The sequence below is a fragment of the Faecalibacterium longum genome (assembly GCF_040094125.1).
Taxonomy (GTDB): Bacteria; Bacillota; Clostridia; order Oscillospirales; family Ruminococcaceae; genus Faecalibacterium; species Faecalibacterium longum.
Genome location: NZ_JBBNIH010000150.1, coordinates 1 through 17,296 on the forward strand (window position 1 = coordinate 1; position 17,296 = coordinate 17,296).

A 17,296-nucleotide genomic window follows, 5' to 3' on the forward strand; every position below is an offset into this window, starting at 1 on the left:
TGCGAATGCAGCGGCCTTTTGTTTACTCTTTATTCCTCCGGAAGCTTTGCCACAAGCACCGCAAAGATGACCAGACCCACGCAGGGAACGATGTTGGTCATCATACCGGCGGCAAGACCGGCGCTTTCGGCCACGACGCCGATGACCCAGGGCATCAGGATCGCGCCGCTGGCCGCCACCGGCAGCATGATGCCCATGCTGGTCACGCTGGTCATACGGCCTGCGCTGGCCACAGCGGTGGGGTTCATGCCCGCCATCGCAAAGGCAAAGGCGAACAGCAGCGCGATGGCCGCGCCCTGACTGCGGGCCTGCACCAGCAGGATGTAGAAGATGGTGCAGCTCACGCCCATGACCACCATAGCCTTGCGGGGCTGCTTGAAGGGGAACACGAAGGCGATGAGCAGACGTGCCACGAGGGTCGCGCCCCACATGACGGTGACGGTATAGGCCGCCAGTGCGCCTGCGATGATGCCGCTGCCCTTGAAGTAAGTGACCATCCAGCCGGTGACGCTCTGCTCAGCGGCGTTCTGGCAGAAGAGCAGGCCGGTCAACAGCCAGAAGCGGGTGGATTTGAGGAAGCTCCAATCGGTGACTTCCTTCTTGCCCGCGCTCTTGCCCGCAAAGGGAGTCCCCATATACACCAGCCAGAGCAGCAGACCCAGCACAGCCAGCACCAGCACGGCGAAGGAGCCGCTCACCCTGCCTGCCGCCGCGATGAAAAAGGGGCAGAGCAGTGCGCCGCAGGCATAGCAGCTGTGCATCAGGTTCATGCCCCGGGTGCGGTCAGCGGAGTTGTCGCTGACGAGGATGGTGCAGGTGTTGATGACACTGCCCTTGGCGATGCCCACGAGGAAGAAGCCCAGCGCCAGCACAGCCACCGCGCCGCTGAGGCCCATCATGGCGTAGCCCAGCGCATAGCCGATGGTCAGCAGCAGGATGCTGGGCTTCATGCCCAGCTTGCCGGGCAGCATGGCGATGAGAAAGCCTGCCAGCAGGTTGCCGATGCTCATGAGAGACAGCAGGGTTCCGGTCATGCCGTAGGCGAAGCCATACTGCTCCTGCAATAGGCTGACCACCACGCCGCTGGAAATGGCGCAGATGCCGCTGAAAAAGAAGGTGATGAAGCCCACGTTCCGCAGGCGGGTGTTCTTTTGTTCCATATGATTCCTCTTTCCGTTTTTCCTTTTCCGTCCGCACCTTGCCATAAGCGCGTTGTATCCTATCCCATTATAGCTTTCTGCTGCCGGAGTTTCAACCTCTCAATCGCGGCTTTGCCGTGGGGCAGATTCTCCTTCGTCCAACCTCTCAGTCTGCTTCGCAGACAAGGCCGGGTTGCGGCACCCAGCGTCTGCTTCGCTGTCGCTTGCATCTTGCTGGCCGCTGCCCCAACAGCTCCTCCCTGTTTCCGCCGCTGGCGGCGGTCGTCGCCGTTGCCCCTAGTAGGGGAGCCTCTGGCGAAGAGGCTGACTTTTCCGATATGCCAAAGCCTCCCCTCGATAGGGGAGGTGGCATCGCGCAGCGATGACGGAGAGGTTTTCTACGCAAAAAGAGGGCCGGACAGCTGTCCGGCCCTCTTTGAGGTCAGCGCTTATTCAGCCTTGGTCTCGGGCTTTGCCTCTTCGGCCTTAGCCTCCGGCTTTGCAGCGGGAGCTGCGGCAGCAGCAGGCTTTGCTGCGGGAGCAGCAGGCTTCACCACGGGCTTCGGGGGATACGGATCGTCCTTCAGGGGGAAGAGAATGATCTTCTTCGGACACTTCTGGGCGCACATACCGCAGCCCTTGCACTTGTCGTAGTCCACGCGGGCCACGCCGTCAACGACATGGATCGCGTCGAACTTACAGGTGCGCTCACACATACCGCAGGCGATGCAGCTGGTGGTGCAGAGCTTGTTGGCGACAGCGCCCTTATCCTGGTTGGAGCACATAACGACAGGCTTGCGGGGGCCGCCGGCGTCGATCATGATGACCTTCTTGGGGCAGATGTTGGCGCAGGCACCACAGCCGGTACACTTGTCCTTGTCCACCTTGGCAACACCGTCCACGATGTGGATGGCGTCGAACTTACAGACCTTGGTGCAGTCGCCCAGACCGATGCAGGCAAAGGAGCAGGTCTTGGGGCCGCCGTACAGGGTAGCAGCAGCGGCGCAGGTCTGGATGCCCTTGTAGTCGTAAGCGGGCTTGCAGTGCTCGGAGCTGCCCTGGCACTGGACCACGGCCTTCTTCTCCACAGCGCTTGCCTCACCGCCCATGATCTTGGCAATGGCAGCAGCAGCCTTGGGGCCGCCGGGAGCGCACTTATCGCAAGGCACGCCGTCCATGACGACAGCCTTTGCGTAGTCGGCACAGCCTGCGTAGCCGCAGCCGCCGCAGTTTGCGCCGGCCAGACAGCTGGCAACTTCTTCGATACGGGGGTCTTCCTCAACTGCCATGAACTTGGCAGCGGCGACCAGAATGATTGCGCCGACAGCACCGACGATGGTGCAGAGGATAACAGCAGATGCGATATTCATAATCCTGTTCCTCCTTTACAGCGTCACGTTAAACAGATTCTCAACGATGCCGCCAAAGCCCATGAAGGACAGGCTGGTGATCGCTGCGGCCAGCAGAGTGATGGGCAGGCCCTTGAAGGGAGCCGGGGGATCACAGGCCTCCACGCGCTTGCGCACGCCGCTGAACATGACCATAGCCAGCATGAAGCCGACGCCTGCGCCGATGGCACAGACCAGAGCCTCGATGTAGGCAGCGCCGAAGCCCAGAGCCTCGACGTCTGCGCCGTAGTCATCGACGACCAGAATGGTGACAGCCAGAACGCAGCAGTTGGTGGTGATCAGGGGCAGGTAGACGCCCAGAGAGTTGTACAGCGCAACGACATACTTCTTCAGGAAGATCTCGATGAACTGCACCAGAACTGCAATGACCAGAATGAACACGATGGTCTGCAGATAGCTCAGACCGGCGGGGTTCAGAACAAAGATCTGCAGCGGGAAGGTCACGGCCGTAGCCATGAACATGACGAAGATGACAGCGCCGGACATACCCACAGCGGAGTCAAACTTCTTGGAAACGCCCAGGAACGGGCAGATGCCATAGAACTTCACCAGCACGTAGTTGTTGACAAGGATCATGCTGAAGAAGATAGCAGCGAGTTTGATGAGCATCTTATTAGCCCTCCTTCTTCAGATTGTCGATGTCGCAGCAGCTCTTGCGCTCGATGCGCGCATCCAGCTTGCCTTCCAGCCAGACACAGCCGGCCATCAGGACGCCGTAGCAGAAGAATGCGCCGGGAGCCTGAGTCATGATGCTGATGCGGGCGATGCTGTCGGGCAGGACCTGGAAGCCCAGCCAAGTGCCGCTGCCCAGCACCTCGCGGATGGTAGCCATCAGCACGACGGTAAGGGTGTAGCCGATACCCATGCCGACGCCGTCCAGTGCAGAATCGACCACGTTGTTCTTGCAGGCGAACATCTCGGCACGGCCAAGGATGATGCAGTTGACGACGATCAGGGGCAGGAAGACGCCCAGTGCGGTGTACAGGCTGTCCATGTAGGCGTGCATGACCATCTGGACGATGGTGACGAAGCCTGCGATGATGACGATGTAGCAGGGCAGATGGACCTTTGCGGGGATCACGTTGCGCAGCAGCGAGATCAGGATGTTGGAGCAGACCAGCACGAAGGTGAAGGCTGCGCCCATGCCCAGTGCGCTGGAGACTGCCGTGGTAACTGCCAGGCAGGAGCAGGTGCCCAGGACCAGACGCAGAACGGGGTTCTCTTTGATGATGCCGTTGGTAAGGATGCTTACCTTGGACTTGTTTTCAGATGCCATTTCTTACCAACCTCCTTTATGCCAGCTCGTTGTAGCAGTTGACGCAGTCGTTGATGGCGGCGAACAGTGCCTTAGAGGAAATGGTCGCGCCGCTGTATGCGTCAAAACCGCCCTGACCGATGGCGATATTCTGGGTGCCGTCCATGCCGTTGAACTGGGCAAGGAAGGTGTCGTTTGCGACATTGGAGCCGATGCCCTTGGTCTGAGTGGAAGCGTCCACCCAGATGCCGGTGACGGTGCCGTTGGTGTCGTAGCCCATGATGACGGTGAGGATGCCGCCATCGAAGCCCTTCTCCTCGGCCTTGATGGCGATGCTGCCATCCTCGGCCTTGACGACGCCGGTGACGTTCTCGGTGGTGTAGTCGGTCACTTCTTCCAGCGTCTTGGCGTCAGAAACAGTGGGCATGACGTCCACATAAGCTGCCAGAGTGGCGGCCTTCTGGTTTTCTTCGATGATAGGCGCAGTAAAGGAGTTGACCAGGGCCAGCAGGAAGCTGACCACCAGTGCGATGACGCTCAGCACGACTACCGGCTTTACCGTGCTTTCCCAAGTAGACTTATTCATTTGCCAGCAGCCTCCTTCTTAGCAGGTTTGACATAGCCATACGGCGTCTGGCGGGTCAAGTCATTGATGTACGGGACCCACAGGTTCATGAACAGCAGTGCGAAGGACACGCCCTCGGTGTAGCTGCCCCAGTAACGGATAGCGAAGGTGACGACGCCCAGAGCCACTCCGTAGACCAGCTTGCCCTTCAGGGTGAAGGGGCTGGTGACGTAGTCGGTGGCCATGAACACAGCGCCGAACAGCAGGCCGCCGCTCAGCACAGCCACCAGTGCAGCGTGGACGCTGTGGGTGGCGATGAGGTAGAACACGAACATGCTGCCAACGTAAGCGGCAGGGATGGCGATGCTGATGGTCTTGGTGACCACGAGGTAGATCAGGCCCAGCACGATGGCCAGAGCGCAGGTCTCGCCCAGAACGCCGCCGTGGACGCCCATGAAGAGGTCCAGCAGGCTCAGTTTGTTGGGGTCAGCCACAGCCAGAGGAGTAGCGGAGGACAGCTGATCGACCGCTGCATCCGGGAACACCCAGTTGTTCATAGCGCCGGCAAAGCTGACGAACAGCACGATACGGCCCACCAGAGCGGGGTTCGCGAAGTTCATGCCGATGCCGCCGAACAGCTGCTTGACCACGATGATGGCCACGAAGTCGCCGATGAGCAGCTCACCGATGGGCATACCCACAGGCACGTTCATGGCGAGGATGATGCCGGTGACGACGGCGGACAGATCGCTGATGGGGTTTGCCTTCTTCATCAGCTTGCAGTACAGCCACTCGAAAGCCACGCAGGCCACGACGGACACTGCGGTGACCAGCAGAGCACGCAGACCAAAGATAATGGCAGAGGCCACGACGCACGGGGTCAGGGCTACGATCACGTTGGCCATCAGGCCGGCGGTCGTCTCCTCAGAGCGCAGGTGCGGGGAGGCCGAAACAATAAGCTTCGTATCCATTACTTATTGCCTCCTTTTTTGATTTCACCGAGATAGAATGCCTTGGCCAGACCCATCATCTGGGTGCAGGGACGCTTGGCCGGGCAGACGAAGGTGCAGGAGCCGCAGTTGAAGCAGTAGTCAACGTGCAGCTTGCCCAGCTCCTGGACGTCGCGGGCAGCGTAAGCCTGGTTGACCTCCACGGGCTCCAGACCCATGGGGCAGTACTCGACGCAGCGGCCGCAGCGGATGCAGGGGTTGACCTGCGGGGGCTGTGCGGTCGCTTCGCTCAGCATGATAAGACCGGAAGTGGTCTTGGTGGTGGGGTAGCTCAGGTCACGCACAGCGGGACCCATCATAGCGCCGCCGGCCACGACCTTGCCCAGAGTGACGCCGCCCTTGAGGCCGGCAGTGTTCAGGACATCCTCGTAGGAAGTACCCACGGGGACGATGAGGTTCTGGGGCTTCTCGCAGGCATCGCCGTCCACGGTGATGACGCGGCTGACCACCGGCATACCGGTAGCCAGATACTTGCCGAGGCTGGACACGCTGGTCACGTTCATGACGATGGCGCCGGCAGCGGCGGGCAGGCCGCCGTGCGGGACCTCGCGGCCCAGGCACTTCTCAATGAGGATGAGCTCTGCGCCGGTGCCGTAGACGCTGGGCAGGGGCTTCACCTCAATGGCGGGCTTGTCCTTCGTCTTCTGGCACAGCAGGTCGATGCACTCGGGCTTGTTGTTCTCGATGCCGATGACGCACTTCGGGATGCCGGTGTACTTCAGCACAGCCTCGATGCCGCGGACGATGTCGTCTGCGCAGTTCAGCATCTCCTGCGTGTCGCTGGTCAGCCAGACTTCACACTCGGAGGCGTTGATGAGCAGGGTATCCACGGGGTCCTTGGGCTGCAGCTTGACGTCAGTCGGGAAGCCTGCGCCGCCCAGACCCACCAGACCGCTCTCACGCACGGCGGCGAGGAAGCTGGCCTTATCGGTCACTTCGGGTGCCTTCACGGCAGGGTCTACGGTCTGCTTGCCATCGGTCTTGATGACCACAGAGTCGCACATCCGGCCATTGGACAGACGGAACGGCTCCACAGCCGCCACGGTGCCCGAGACGCTGGAGTGGATATTTGCAGATACAAAGCCGCCAGCTTCACCGATCTTGGTACCGACGAACACCTCGTCGCCCTTCTTCACCAAAGCCTTGGCGGGAGCGCCGATATGCTGACTCATCAGGATGCGTACCTGCGCGGGCAGAGGCATCGGGACCGGTTTGCTTGCAGCAGTTGCCTTGTCATGCGGCGTATGCGCGCCAAGCGCCGCACGTTTCAGCTTGTTCAACATGGAATTAAATCCCCCATTCTGCTTGAATTGCTGTCCCCACGCCCATGCAGGCGCACTGGTACAGGGACAGTTGCTGCTTAACATGTTTATTGTATCATTTTGCGGTGGGAAGTCAACGACAACAAGGCCAAAATGATGCAAATTCTTTGAATTTCTTAGCTGTTTTTAACGATTAGCTGTGGCTAACCGTCCATTTTTTCGTTCGTATCGCACAACTTTTCCCAAAGTCCGGTCGTTTGCCTTTCCGGGAAGAATATGTTATACTACAACCAAACGAACACGCAGGCGCATCCCGCGCCGTGCGGTCTGAGCCGTCAAGGAGGGTCTACCATGAAATTTCTGAAAGTAATGCTCGCTGTTTTGACCTGTCTGGCTGTCACGCTGACCGGCGTGCTGCTCTTTGTGGACAAGCACGGCCCCCGCTATATCCAGATCGACAACAGCGAAGACTGAGCCTCGCATTTTTGAAACGCAGTCATCCCCCAGCCTGAACGGTGTGCCGCCCGGGCTGGGGGATGTTTGGCTTTTACGGCTTGTGCCGCCTGCTGAGAATGCCCCCGGATACAGAGCATCCGGGGGCATTCTGTCTTTTTAGTAATCCTTTTCGCAGCCCAGCAGGAACTTCATGTACGCGAAGGTCCTCTCCTGCCCGATGTCCCGCACCATCTTGAGCAGCTTTTCCAGCAGCGCTCTCGTCTCGGGGTGGAGCAGATAGTGGTCTTTGCTGTGCTCATAGTACTCCCAAGGGGAGGCGTCGGTGTACTTGTCGCCCAGATAGATCTGGCTGGCGGCCACACGGTCGCAGACCATCTCGCAGACGTACCGCAGGGGGATCTTCATACCGGTGAGGCCGGCTTTCGTGGTGCTGTAGTCTATCCAGTATTCGAGGTGATGCTTATTGCGGCCCTTGTGGTGGAGCCATGCCGAGGTGTAGCCCCTGGCTTCCCGCTCCGCCTCATTGGGGCTGTGGTCGCCCTGATAGTAGATGCAGCCCGGGATGAACTCGGTGGGGCTGTACTTGCTCAGGTCATGGGCAAGGCCCTGCTCGTAGAGCCCGCAGGCAAAGCAGTATTTCATCACCAGCAGCTTGTGCCGGGTGATGGTCTCAAAATGGCCTTTGATGTTCATGCGTTTCGCCACCTCACTGTCACTTTTCCCTCTTTGAGGTTCCGCAAATCGCCGCTCTCCGAGAAATCCTCCCGGTCGCGGGTCAGGCTGGGGTTATAATAGGGGTCGTCCAGAATATCCGCCTTGCCGTGGATGTCATACAGCCGCTGCTGCTCGGCGGCAAAGCGCGCTGCTTTGACGGGGTCTTTCTCGTCGCCGCCGCGGCTCTTGCTCTCGTAATGGGTCAGCTGGGCGTAGGGCGTCCACACGATGCGATAGCCCTTGTCCCGCACCCGGAGGCAGAAGTCCACATCGTTGAAGGCCACGGCAAACTTCTCGTCCAGCCCCTTCACCTCGTCCCACACGCTGGTCCTGACCAGCAGGCAGGCACCCGTGACGGCGGAGAAGTCCTGCACGGTAGCGGCGCGGAACAGATAGCCGCTGCCGCCCGCCTTCTTGTACTTATGGCTGTGGCCCGCGTAGCCGCCCAGACCCGTGACGACGCCCGCATGCTGAAGCGTCTCGTCGGGATAGTAGAGCATCGCGCCGCAGATGGCCGCACCGCCGGGGTGGGCGCACTGCCGCAGCAGCTCGGTGAGCCAGTCGCCGTTCCGCACCTCCACGTCGTTGTTCAGCAGCAGCAGGTACTCGCCCTGCGCCGCCTTCCGTCCGAAGTTGTTGATGGCTGAGAAGTTGAAGCCCTTTTCCGGCCAGGTGACCACTTTCAGGCCCTCGTACCGCTTCTCAGCATCCTTATAATAGGCAAAGGTGGCCGGGTCGGTGGAGTTGTTCTCGATGACGATGACCTCGAAGTTATCCCACTCGGTCTTTGACCAGATGCTGTACAGGCACTTCTCGAGGTCATCGGTGTGGTCTTTGTTGGGGATGAGGATGCTCACCTTTGGGTCGCCCTCGATGTCCCACTTGACCCGGTAGGTGCTGGGGAAAAGCCCATCCTCCACCGTGCCGGTGCGCCCGGTGCGGCTCAGATGGTCCGTCAGCGCCTTTTTGGCAGCTGCCGCGACATAGGGCTTGGCATCGGTGCCGCCCGAGGTCGAACCGGCATGGACCCGCCAGTAGTAGAGCACCTGTGGCAGATGAGCCGCACCGCCGGTCTGTTCGATGAGCCGGAGGAAGAGGTCGTGGTCCTGACTGCCGTCGCACTCGGGGCGTTCGCCGCCCAGCTGCTCATACAGCGCCCGCTTGAAGACTGCCAGATGACAGATGTAGTTGCAGCAGAGCAGATAATCCGGGGCATAATCGGGCTTGAAGTGTCCCACCATCGGCTTTTTGATGTCCTTGGTGAAGAGCGCCTCGTCACTATAGAGGAAACCATCCGGCTCACCCTTTTCGCGGAGCTGCAAGACAGCCTTACCCATCGCGTACATGGCGTGGGGGGCCAGCACATCGTCGTGGTCGGCGAGGGCGAGATATTCGCCCGTCGCCAGCGTCTCGGCGGCGTTGGTGTTGGCAGCGATGCCCTTATTTTCGACCTTTTTGTATACGATTCGTTGATTTTTCTGCTGATATTCCCTTACGACACGCTCCACCTCGGGGTGGGCGTCGTCGGAAGCGTCCGCGAGGCAGAGCTGACCATTGGGGGCGGTCTGGTTCACAAAGGAGCCCAGAAATTCCCGCAGGTAATTTTCGGGCGTATTATACAGCGGGGTCAGAATGGAGATAGTGGGCAGGCCGCAGTTCTCAGCCGTCTTGCCGACCATTTCGGCGGCCTGAACTTCCAGCACCTTTTTGCCGGGCAGATAGCGCGCCCGCTTGCCGAAGAAACGGCGGCGGACAAAGCCCGCGCCCCGCTTTACCATCGTGGGCAGGCCCTCGTCTTTCGTGAGCTGGACGGCATAGCCCATCAGCTCTTTGGCGCGTTTGAGTCGTACATTCATATCCAGTCCTTATGCCTCGCCCCGCTGCACAGCCTTGTAGGCGTTGCAGACAGTCTCGGTGTCGCCGTTCATCTTGAGGTGGCCGTGGCTCAGCCATGCCACCTTGCTGCACATACGCTCGATCTGCTCGATGGAGTGGGACACTAGGATCACCGTGGTTCCGCCGGCCATCAGCTCTTTCATCCGCTTTTCGCACTTCTGCTGGAAGAGGAAGTCGCCCACCGCCAGCACCTCGTCGGCGATGAGGATGTCAGGCTTGGTGATGGTGGCAATGGCAAAGCCGATACGGGCCACCATGCCGGAGGAGTAGTTTTTCAGCGGCACATCGAGGAAGTTCTGCAGCTCGCTGAACTCCACGATCTCGTCGAACTTCTCGTCCAGATACTTGGGCGAGAAGCCCAGGACCGTACCGTTGAGGTAGATGTTCTCCCGGGCGGTCAAGTCCATGTCGAAGCCCGCACCCAGCTCGATGAGGGGGGCGATGGTGCCGTTGACGGTCACTTTGCCCTTGCTGGGCTTGTACACGCCCGCAATGGTCTTGAGCAGGGTGGATTTGCCCGAGCCGTTCAGGCCCACAAGGCCGTAAAAATCGCCGGGCATGATGTCGAGGCTCACGTCCCTGAGGGCGTAGAACTCGTCGTACTGCAAGCGTCCCTGCACCATGGCAAGGAGGTATTCCTTCAGGCTCTCGTGCTTTTCGGTGGAGAGGTTGAAGCACATGGACACATTGTCCACTTTGATGATAGGTTCCATCGTTCTCTCCTCCTTCTTATATATGCAGCACGAAGCGGTCCTGTGTCTTGCGGAACATCTGGACGCCCACCAGCATCGAGATGAGGGCGCAGAGGCCGCAGACGAGGAACATGTTGATGTCCAGCGGGATGCCCCACATCAGGGTGCGGCGGAAGCCCGTGATATACCAGTACATCGGGTTCAGCTTGATGATCTGCTGCATGTTGAAGCCGCCGATGGAAAAGGTCATCTGGGTGGGGTCGTAGAAGATGGCGGAGAAATAGAGCAGCGCCGTGATAAAGACGCTCCAGATGTGCATGATGTCCCGGAAGAACACCGTCGCCGCCGCGAGGAAGAGGCCCACGCCGAGGCTGAAGAAGAAGAGGGTCACCAGCGGGTAGAGGGCCTCAAACACCGTGACATGGATGGGGCTGCCGGTGAACACCATGACCAGCGCCAGCGCCACGAAGCTGAAGACGCAGTTGACCATGGCGAAACAGCACTTTTCCAGCGGGAAGACATATTTCGGGATATAGACTTTTTTCAGCAGGGAGGCCGCGCCGAGGACGCTGCTCATGCTGGTGGAGGTGGCCTCGTTGAAGAAGTTGAAGAGCAGCTGGCCGCACATCAGGAAGACCGGGAAGTTGTCGATACCGCTGCCCCGCATATCCATCAGGCTGCTGAACACCGCCCAGTACACCAGACACATGAGCAGGGGGTTGAGCACGCTCCACACCACGCCCAGCACGCTGCGGCGGTATTTGAGCTTAAAGTCACGGCTGACGAGGTTCCACAGCAGATAGCGGTAGCACCACAGGCCGTTGAACATTGCCTTGAGTTTTTTCACAGGCGATCACCACTTTTCAAAATACTCGAACTTCTGGGCGGCAAAGGGCTCATGGAGCTTGTCCTTGGCGCTGGTCTTGTGCTCGCAGCCGCAGTCGGGCCACTGGACGTTGACGGTGGGGTCGTCGTAGGGGATGCCGCCCTCGCTGGTGGGGTCGTAGACATCGGTACACTTGTAGCAGAACTCGGCCACATCGCTCAGCACGAGGAAGCCGTGGGCAAAGCCCTCCGGGATATAGAACATCTTCTTGTTCTCCTCGGAGAGGGTCACGCCCACCCACTTGCCGAAGGTGGCGCTGTTGGGGCGGCAGTCCACAGCGACGTCAAAGACTTCGCCCCTGGTCACACGCACCAGCTTGCCCTGGGTGTGGTTCTTCTGGAAGTGGAGGCCGCGCAGCACGCCGCGGGTGGAGCGGCTCTGGTTGTCCTGCACGAATTCTTTGTCGATTCCAGCCTCGGCAAACTGGTCTTTCTGGTAAGTCTCCATGAAATAGCCGCGATCATCGCCGAACACCTGCGGCTCAATGACGACGACACCGGGGATCTCAGTCTGCGTAAAGGTAAATTTGCCCATAATTATTTTCCTCTCTGTTTTGTTTTATCGTTTTTTGTTATTTTGTTGTATATGGAAAAGCCTTTTGCAGCTTTTTCGCGATTTTTAATGTTGCGAGGGCTTTTGCTTTTTGGTTTTCCGGAGGCGCATCACCCGCATCACGCACAGCGTGGCACCGGCAGCAGCTACAGTGCAGGCCAGCGAGATGGCGATGAGCATTCCCGCCGTCCTGGCAGGCTTAACGTCAGAGGCCGTGTCCAGCTCTCTGCCCGCGTTCGCTTCCAGCAGCGCATCCAGCCCGGTGAGTACCGCCGGGACCCGGACACTCGTCGATTCCTGCTTATCGCCGCCATTGACGGTATACACTGCGTACACTTCCGGCGAAGTACCCAGAACGTATCGTTCGGGCAGCTCCAGCGACACCGAGACGTCCCCCGCCGTCACGCCGTCGGCCAGCAGCAACCGGACGCCGGGGTCGGTGACGGTCACCTTGCCCAGCGTTCCGCCGCCGCCCACGACTTCCACCTCTCCGGTCAGGCCCTGGGAGGGCAGGTCGGTGTAGCCGGTATAGCGTGCGAAAGCGTAGTCCAGCAGGGTGCGGACGTCGTTGTACTTATCGGTCTTCATCTCGCTCTGCATGGTCACGCAGATGAGGCGGACGCCGTTCTGTTCCGCGAGGCAGACGTAGCTGTAGCGGGCGATGTTGGTGTAGCCTATCTTGGAGCCGCGGATGGCCGGGATGTAATACCGGCTGTAGCTCAGCCGCATTTTATCCTGCTGGGAGAAATAGCGGGTCACCGGCTGGACATTCGTGGGCGCCATGGTGTACATCTCAAGCCGGGTGAAAATGGTCTCAAAGCCCGGCTGGGTCAGCGCCCATCGCAGAATTTGAGCCATGTCGTAGCAGCTGGTGTAGTGGTCATTGCCGCTGATGCCGTGGGGGTTGGCGAAGTGGGTGTGCTCGAGGCCCAGCGCCTGCACTTGGGCATTCATCGCGGACACGCCGCCCTCGATGGTGCCGCCGCCGAAGTATTCGGCCAGCAGATTCGCGCCGTCGTTGGCACTGGCGATCATGGTTCCGTAAAGAGCATCCTGCAGGGGGACTTCCTCCCCCTCCCGCAGGGCGATGTGGCTGGAATCAGTGCCTGCGAGGGAGTAGACGTCCTCGTGGGAGACTGTGAGCTTCACGCCGTCCCAGTTTCCCTGCGCCTTCTGGCAGGCAAGGCCCAGCGTCATCACCTTGGTGATGGACGCCGGGTGCAGTTCTTCGTTCATATTCTGCTGTGCCAGCACGAGGCCGGTGTCTGCATCAATGATGCAGTAAGCCTCCGTCGTGGTCAGAGCCGGACCCACCGCCCCGGCAGACAGCGCCGTGCAGAGCAGGAGCAACGCTGTAAGAAGTGCAGCGATGTATTTTTTCATTCTATCAATTCTCCACAAATCTTCATAGATAAACTTAGTATACCACACTTTCCCCTGCCTGAAAAGACACCTTTCATCCACACGGACATTGCAGCACCGGCTGTAATTGCCGCCCTTCCAGCGCCGCTTCCAGCGTCTGGGGCAGCAGCTCGAACCGTGCCTTGAGGCTCTGGGGCTTGGTGTTAGGGTCATCCTGCCCGTAAGGCACAAAATAATAGTGCTTGCGCTGGTAGAGCCGGGCGATGTTCTCCCCGGAAGCGCCCAGCCCGTCGTTCGTCGAGACAGCGATGACGACGGGACAGCCCACCCGGAGCAGACTCTTCGCCGCCAGCGTCACCGGCGTGTCGGAAAGGCCCTCGGCCAGCCGGGCCAGCGTGGCCCCCGTGCAGGGCGCGATCACGAGGGCGTCGGCCAGATGCCGTGGGCCGAGAGGCTCCACCGCCTGCAGGGTATCCAGAACCGGACGGCCCGTCAGCCCTTCCAGCTGATGCCGCCAGCCGGAGGCCCGGCCAAAGCGGGTGTCCTGCCCTGCCGCAAAGCTCATCACCGGCAGAAGCTCCCACCCCTGCCCCCGCAGCGCACGGGCCGCATCCAGCGCCGCTTCCAGCGTGCAGAAGCTGCCGCAGACCGCAAAGGCCGCGCAGCGTCGTTTCTTCTCTATCATGATGCTTCCTCCCTCTGCCCGATCATATCGCACACTGTCTGGGCCACTGCCTCGCCTGCCGTCTCGGGCGCACAGGCGGCGGGCAGGCTCAGCGCATGGATGGCTCTGTGGCCCAGCCGCCGGGCCGCGTCGAAGTCGGTGCCGCCGGGGCGGGACGCCAGATCTACGATAAAGCTCTGCGGCCGCAGCCGGGCCAGCACTGCCTCGCTGAGCACCGGCGCAGGCACCGTGTTCACCACTGTATCAAAAGCCGGCGCTATCTGCCCGAGCCGGTCGATGGGGACGCTCCGCAGCCCGAAGCTCTCGGCCAGCGCCCTCTGGGCCGGGCGGCGGGCCGCCGCCGTCACCTGCGCTCCCAGCGCCGCCAGCCGGACACCCAGCGCCTGCCCCACCGGCCCGAAGCCAGTCAGCAGAATGCTGCTGCCCCAGAGGGTGCGGCTGCGCTCTTTCATCAGGATGCCGATGCACCCTTCCGCCGTGGGGATGGCGTTGCGGATGGTCAGCTCTTCCCGGGCGAAGTAGTCTACCAGCTCTACCCCGGCCTCGGCGGCGATGGCTTTCGCCTCCACCGACAGCATCCCGCCCAGCGCCAGCGTACCGGGCCTTGCGGCCCGCAGCAATTCGGCCAGCGGCGTCCGTGCCGCGTCCAGCGGCAGGGGCAGCAGGATATAATCTGCCACCGCTATCATCTCCGGCCCGCCCACACTGTACCCGGCCCGGGCCAGCGCCCGGGCCGCTGCGGCCTGCCGGGCGTCGCCGCCCACCACCGCAAAGCATTTCTGTCCTTCCACTGTAAGGCCCCCTCCCCCTATCCTCAGTGCGCTATCCTATGCAGAGGCTGTGCCGAGGGTGCAAAAAGGCCCGGCAGACGCTTTACAGCATCCGCCGGGCCTTATTTTTTTTTATTTAAGGTTCAGGAGTGCGCCTTAGCGGCCGCAGCTCTCGCCGCTGCAGTGGTCGCAGTCCTCTTCCAGCTTGCCCACGATGGGTTCCGGGTCGATGCCCTGACGACGGTAGTAGTCGGACAGAGCGGCCTTGACGGCCTGCTCAGCCAGAACAGAGCAGTGGACCTTGATGGGGGGCAGACCTTCCAGAGCCTCGACAACGGCCTTGTTGGTCAGCTTCAGAGCCTCGTCAATGGTCTTGCCCTTGATGAGGTCGGTGGCCATGCTGCTGGTTGCGATCGCAGCGCCGCAGCCGAAGGTGAGGAACTTGACGTCAACGATGACGTTGTTCTCGATCTTGAGGTACATCCGCATGATGTCGCCGCACTTGGGGTTGCCGACTTCACCCACGCCGTTTGCGTCGGGGATCTCACCCACGTTGTGCGGATGTGCAAAATGCTCCATGACCTTTGCGCTATACATACCTGCCATTTTAGTTTTCTCCCTTCAGGCTGAAGTGACGGGCCGTGTTCTGGCCCTGCAGCCACATACAACTCATAGCACGACGGCGGGGAATGACTTCCTCCAGCACATCGCACAGATATTTCGCTTCTTCCATCGTGTTCTGCGGGCCAAAGGTGAACCGCATGGAACCGTGGCCGATCTCTTCCGGCACACCGATGCTCAGCAGCACGTGGCTGGGGTCAAGGCTGTCGGAGTTGCAGGCAGAGCCGGTAGAGGCGCAGATGCCGTGCATATCGAGGTCGAGCAGGATGGTCTCGCCCTCCAGACCCGGGAAGCTGATGTTGGCGTTGCCGGGCAGACGATGCTCAAGGCCGCCGTTCAGACGGGCCTCGGGGATGTTCTTCAGGATGCGGTCAATGACGTAGTCACGCAGCTCCTTCTCGTGGGCCATGCGCTCTTCCAGATGCTCGGTCGCCATCTCGAGGGCCTTGCCCATGCCGGCGATGCCGGCGACATTCTCAGTACCGGCGCGGTGACGTGCTTCCTGGCTGCCGCCGTCGATGAGGTTCTGGGGCCAGATGCCCTTGCGGCAGTACAGAGCGCCCATGCCCTTGGGGCCGTTGAACTTGTGAGCGCTCATGGACAGCATATCCACGCCCAGCTCCTTGACGTCCACGGGGATGGCACCCACAGCCTGAACCGCATCGGTGTGCATCCAGACGCCGTGCTTGTGGGCGATCTCAGCGATCTCCTTGATGGGCTGGATGGTGCCGATCTCGTTGTTGGCCATCATGATGCTGATGAGGGCGGTGTCGGGGCGGATAGCAGCCTCGACATCCTCCGGACGGATGTAGCCCTCCGTGGTGGGCTTGATATAAGTGACCTCGAAGCCCAGACGCTCGAGAGCGGCCATGCTGTGCATGATGGCGTGGTGCTCGAAAGCGCTGGTGATGAGGTGCTTCTTGTTCTGGCGGGCCTTGGTGAAGGCAGTACCCTTCACAGCCCAGTTGTCGGCCTCAGAGCCGCAGCCGGTGAAGAAGATCTCGGACGTGGAGGCGTTGATGGCCTTTGCCACCTGTGCGCGGCCCTTGTCCACGAACTCCTTGGCCTCATAGCCCACACTATAATGGCTGCTGGGGTTGCCGCAGACGCCGTTCAGTGCCTCGACCATCACAGCCAGTGCTTCGGGAGCGCAGGCAGTGGTAGCAGCGTTATCCAGATAAACCACTTTTTCTGTGTTTTCCATAGGAATGGTTCCTTTCTGCTAAAATGCGGGAGCACCGCGCCTTCCAGGGGGCCGGGGCGCTGCCCGCATATATTCCATTTGACGGAATAGTTATATCATATCATTCCCTAGTATGTCAATGGGAATACTCGAATTTCGTGATTCAGTCACATTTCCGGCCTTTTCCGGTGAGTTTTCCCAGCAACACCTTCCATTTCGGGTAGCCCCAGCGCTTGTCTTCGTCGAAATCGTCGGCCAGCTTCCATGGGAAAGGGCTGCCGTCGAAGTAGAGATTTCCCGCTTCGTCCACGCGGTCCAGCTTTCGGGGCAGATAGTCCTCGTCGTAGTAGCTCTTGCGGCGGTCGGGCAGCGCCCAGTGGAGGGTGCCGTCGGCGTCCATCCCCTCGGCCCAGACGCCGAATACAAAGGTCGCCGCCTCGCCGTAGCAGTGCTGCTCCATCCGGATGGCACCGTCGTAGTAGAACTTGATGACTTCCAGCGTGCCGGACTCCTTTTTGCCGTCTTTGCCCAGCGTGGGGCGGTAGTCCTGCTGGTAGCGGCAGCCGCAGTGGGTGCCGGCGAACTGTTTGGCGGTAAACATCTTCTGTCCTTTCTGCTTCTGCGCGCCAGTGGCGCGGGGCGGGTTTTATTCTTTCGGTCAAATGGCTTTGCGCTCCGCGCGGGCCAGAGGCAGAGCCGGTTTTTTCTTTAAGCTGGTTCTCGCGCTGGTGGCGCGGGGCTGGTTTTTTCTTTTGGTCAAGTGGCTTGCGCTCCGCGCGGGCCAGAGATAGGGAGGGGTGTTTCGAATCCCCCCTCCCTACCTCTGGACTCCACTCTCC

19 protein-coding genes are annotated in these 17,296 nt (G+C 60.5%); 1 reads left to right on the forward strand and 18 read right to left on the reverse strand.

Annotated features, from left to right (window positions below; translation table 11 throughout):
* Nucleotides 1-29: 29 nt before the first annotated feature.
* The 7 genes from AAAU26_RS09300 to rsxC form a co-directional block, all read right to left on the reverse strand.
* Nucleotides 30-1,160 (reverse strand): MFS transporter, encoded by a 1,131-nt coding sequence (locus AAAU26_RS09300; RefSeq protein ID WP_227619631.1) that lies wholly within the window; start codon nucleotides 1,158-1,160, stop codon nucleotides 30-32.
* 428 nt (nucleotides 1,161-1,588) lie between these two features.
* The gene (locus tag AAAU26_RS09305; protein WP_158395971.1) at nucleotides 1,589-2,509 is read right to left on the reverse strand and encodes an RnfABCDGE type electron transport complex subunit B; all 921 of its coding nucleotides are present in this window, start codon (nucleotides 2,507-2,509) and stop codon (nucleotides 1,589-1,591) included.
* Nucleotides 2,510-2,524: 15 nt separating this feature from the next.
* Nucleotides 2,525-3,157, reverse strand: a complete 633-nt coding sequence (locus AAAU26_RS09310) for an electron transport complex protein RnfA (RefSeq protein ID WP_207677566.1) — start codon at nucleotides 3,155-3,157, stop codon at nucleotides 2,525-2,527.
* 4 nt (nucleotides 3,158-3,161) lie between these two features.
* Nucleotides 3,162-3,824 (reverse strand): electron transport complex subunit RsxE, encoded by a 663-nt coding sequence (gene rsxE / locus AAAU26_RS09315; protein ID WP_149794929.1) that lies wholly within the window; start codon nucleotides 3,822-3,824, stop codon nucleotides 3,162-3,164.
* A 16-nt stretch (nucleotides 3,825-3,840) separates the two neighbouring features.
* Complete coding sequence (locus tag AAAU26_RS09320; protein ID WP_158395965.1) at nucleotides 3,841-4,389, reverse strand: RnfABCDGE type electron transport complex subunit G; 549 nt, start codon at nucleotides 4,387-4,389, stop codon at nucleotides 3,841-3,843.
* Nucleotides 4,386-5,339 (reverse strand): RnfABCDGE type electron transport complex subunit D, encoded by a 954-nt coding sequence (locus AAAU26_RS09325; protein ID WP_227619632.1) that lies wholly within the window; start codon nucleotides 5,337-5,339, stop codon nucleotides 4,386-4,388. Before AAAU26_RS09325 ends, AAAU26_RS09320 begins: the two co-directional genes overlap by 4 nt.
* Complete coding sequence (gene rsxC / locus AAAU26_RS09330) at nucleotides 5,339-6,661, reverse strand: electron transport complex subunit RsxC (RefSeq protein WP_149794926.1); 1,323 nt, start codon at nucleotides 6,659-6,661, stop codon at nucleotides 5,339-5,341. The genes AAAU26_RS09325 and rsxC overlap by 1 nt, the downstream gene beginning before the upstream one ends.
* 330 nt (nucleotides 6,662-6,991) lie before the next feature.
* Between rsxC and AAAU26_RS09335 the strand changes: the two genes are divergently transcribed.
* Complete coding sequence (locus AAAU26_RS09335; RefSeq protein ID WP_256276019.1) at nucleotides 6,992-7,114, forward strand: hypothetical protein; 123 nt, start codon at nucleotides 6,992-6,994, stop codon at nucleotides 7,112-7,114.
* A 138-nt stretch (nucleotides 7,115-7,252) separates the two neighbouring features.
* Here the strand turns inward: AAAU26_RS09335 and AAAU26_RS09340 are convergent, their stop codons facing one another.
* The 11 genes from AAAU26_RS09340 to AAAU26_RS09390 form a co-directional block, all read right to left on the reverse strand.
* Nucleotides 7,253-7,789, reverse strand: a complete 537-nt coding sequence (locus tag AAAU26_RS09340; protein WP_158395959.1) for a DUF5662 family protein — start codon at nucleotides 7,787-7,789, stop codon at nucleotides 7,253-7,255.
* Nucleotides 7,786-9,666, reverse strand: coding sequence for a glycosyltransferase family 2 protein (locus AAAU26_RS09345; protein WP_227619633.1), 1,881 nt, complete (start codon nucleotides 9,664-9,666; stop codon nucleotides 7,786-7,788). Before AAAU26_RS09345 ends, AAAU26_RS09340 begins: the two co-directional genes overlap by 4 nt.
* A gap of 9 nt (nucleotides 9,667-9,675) precedes the next feature.
* Entirely contained in the window at nucleotides 9,676-10,419 is a 744-nt protein-coding gene (locus AAAU26_RS09350) for an ABC transporter ATP-binding protein (RefSeq protein WP_015565269.1), read from the reverse strand.
* Nucleotides 10,420-10,435: 16 nt separating this feature from the next.
* Nucleotides 10,436-11,245 (reverse strand): ABC transporter permease, encoded by an 810-nt coding sequence (locus tag AAAU26_RS09355; protein ID WP_227619634.1) that lies wholly within the window; start codon nucleotides 11,243-11,245, stop codon nucleotides 10,436-10,438.
* Nucleotides 11,246-11,251: 6 nt separating this feature from the next.
* Complete coding sequence (gene rfbC / locus AAAU26_RS09360; protein WP_158403415.1) at nucleotides 11,252-11,818, reverse strand: dTDP-4-dehydrorhamnose 3,5-epimerase; 567 nt, start codon at nucleotides 11,816-11,818, stop codon at nucleotides 11,252-11,254.
* A gap of 84 nt (nucleotides 11,819-11,902) precedes the next feature.
* The gene (locus tag AAAU26_RS09365) at nucleotides 11,903-13,219 is read right to left on the reverse strand and encodes a D-alanyl-D-alanine carboxypeptidase family protein (protein WP_227619635.1); all 1,317 of its coding nucleotides are present in this window, start codon (nucleotides 13,217-13,219) and stop codon (nucleotides 11,903-11,905) included.
* Between the two features lie 73 nt (nucleotides 13,220-13,292).
* Nucleotides 13,293-13,883, reverse strand: a complete 591-nt coding sequence (locus AAAU26_RS09370; RefSeq protein WP_015565272.1) for a dipicolinate synthase subunit B — start codon at nucleotides 13,881-13,883, stop codon at nucleotides 13,293-13,295.
* Entirely contained in the window at nucleotides 13,880-14,674 is a 795-nt protein-coding gene (locus AAAU26_RS09375) for an NAD(P)-dependent oxidoreductase (RefSeq protein WP_227619636.1), read from the reverse strand. The genes AAAU26_RS09370 and AAAU26_RS09375 overlap by 4 nt, the downstream gene beginning before the upstream one ends.
* A gap of 135 nt (nucleotides 14,675-14,809) precedes the next feature.
* Complete coding sequence (gene nifU, locus AAAU26_RS09380; protein ID WP_149794920.1) at nucleotides 14,810-15,259, reverse strand: Fe-S cluster assembly scaffold protein NifU; 450 nt, start codon at nucleotides 15,257-15,259, stop codon at nucleotides 14,810-14,812.
* A gap of 1 nt (nucleotide 15,260) precedes the next feature.
* On the reverse strand, nucleotides 15,261-16,478 hold the full coding sequence (locus AAAU26_RS09385) for a cysteine desulfurase family protein (RefSeq protein ID WP_227619637.1): 1,218 nt from the start codon (nucleotides 16,476-16,478) through the stop codon (nucleotides 15,261-15,263).
* 142 nt (nucleotides 16,479-16,620) lie between these two features.
* Nucleotides 16,621-17,058 carry a hypothetical protein gene (locus AAAU26_RS09390; RefSeq protein ID WP_149794918.1) on the reverse strand — a complete coding sequence of 146 codons (438 nt, stop codon included), beginning with the start codon at nucleotides 17,056-17,058 and terminating at the stop codon, nucleotides 16,621-16,623.
* Nucleotides 17,059-17,296: the final 238 nt, after the last annotated feature.

Bases quoted from the DNA above. Each gene is read 5' to 3' on its own strand.
- AAAU26_RS09320 (WP_158395965.1), bottom strand. From the start codon at position 4,389: ATGAATAAGTCTACTTGGGAAAGCACGGTAAAGCCGGTAGTCGTGCTG.
- AAAU26_RS09300 (WP_227619631.1), bottom strand. From the start codon at position 1,160: ATGGAACAAAAGAACACCCGCCTGCGGAACGTGGGCTTCATCACCTTC.
- AAAU26_RS09340 (WP_158395959.1), bottom strand. From the start codon at position 7,789: ATGAACATCAAAGGCCATTTTGAGACCATCACCCGGCACAAGCTGCTG.
- rfbC (WP_158403415.1), bottom strand. From the start codon at position 11,818: ATGGGCAAATTTACCTTTACGCAGACTGAGATCCCCGGTGTCGTCGTC.
- AAAU26_RS09305 (WP_158395971.1), bottom strand. From the start codon at position 2,509: ATGAATATCGCATCTGCTGTTATCCTCTGCACCATCGTCGGTGCTGTC.
- AAAU26_RS09365 (WP_227619635.1), bottom strand. From the start codon at position 13,219: ATGAAAAAATACATCGCTGCACTTCTTACAGCGTTGCTCCTGCTCTGC.
- AAAU26_RS09310 (WP_207677566.1), bottom strand. From the start codon at position 3,157: ATGCTCATCAAACTCGCTGCTATCTTCTTCAGCATGATCCTTGTCAAC.
- AAAU26_RS09345 (WP_227619633.1), bottom strand. From the start codon at position 9,666: ATGAATGTACGACTCAAACGCGCCAAAGAGCTGATGGGCTATGCCGTC.
- AAAU26_RS09370 (WP_015565272.1), bottom strand. From the start codon at position 13,883: ATGATAGAGAAGAAACGACGCTGCGCGGCCTTTGCGGTCTGCGGCAGC.
- AAAU26_RS09325 (WP_227619632.1), bottom strand. From the start codon at position 5,339: ATGGATACGAAGCTTATTGTTTCGGCCTCCCCGCACCTGCGCTCTGAG.
- nifU (WP_149794920.1), bottom strand. From the start codon at position 15,259: ATGGCAGGTATGTATAGCGCAAAGGTCATGGAGCATTTTGCACATCCG.
- AAAU26_RS09335 (WP_256276019.1), top strand. From the start codon at position 6,992: ATGAAATTTCTGAAAGTAATGCTCGCTGTTTTGACCTGTCTGGCTGTC.
- rsxE (WP_149794929.1), bottom strand. From the start codon at position 3,824: ATGGCATCTGAAAACAAGTCCAAGGTAAGCATCCTTACCAACGGCATC.
- rsxC (WP_149794926.1), bottom strand. From the start codon at position 6,661: ATGTTGAACAAGCTGAAACGTGCGGCGCTTGGCGCGCATACGCCGCAT.
- AAAU26_RS09385 (WP_227619637.1), bottom strand. From the start codon at position 16,478: ATGGAAAACACAGAAAAAGTGGTTTATCTGGATAACGCTGCTACCACT.
- AAAU26_RS09390 (WP_149794918.1), bottom strand. From the start codon at position 17,058: ATGTTTACCGCCAAACAGTTCGCCGGCACCCACTGCGGCTGCCGCTAC.
- AAAU26_RS09350 (WP_015565269.1), bottom strand. From the start codon at position 10,419: ATGGAACCTATCATCAAAGTGGACAATGTGTCCATGTGCTTCAACCTC.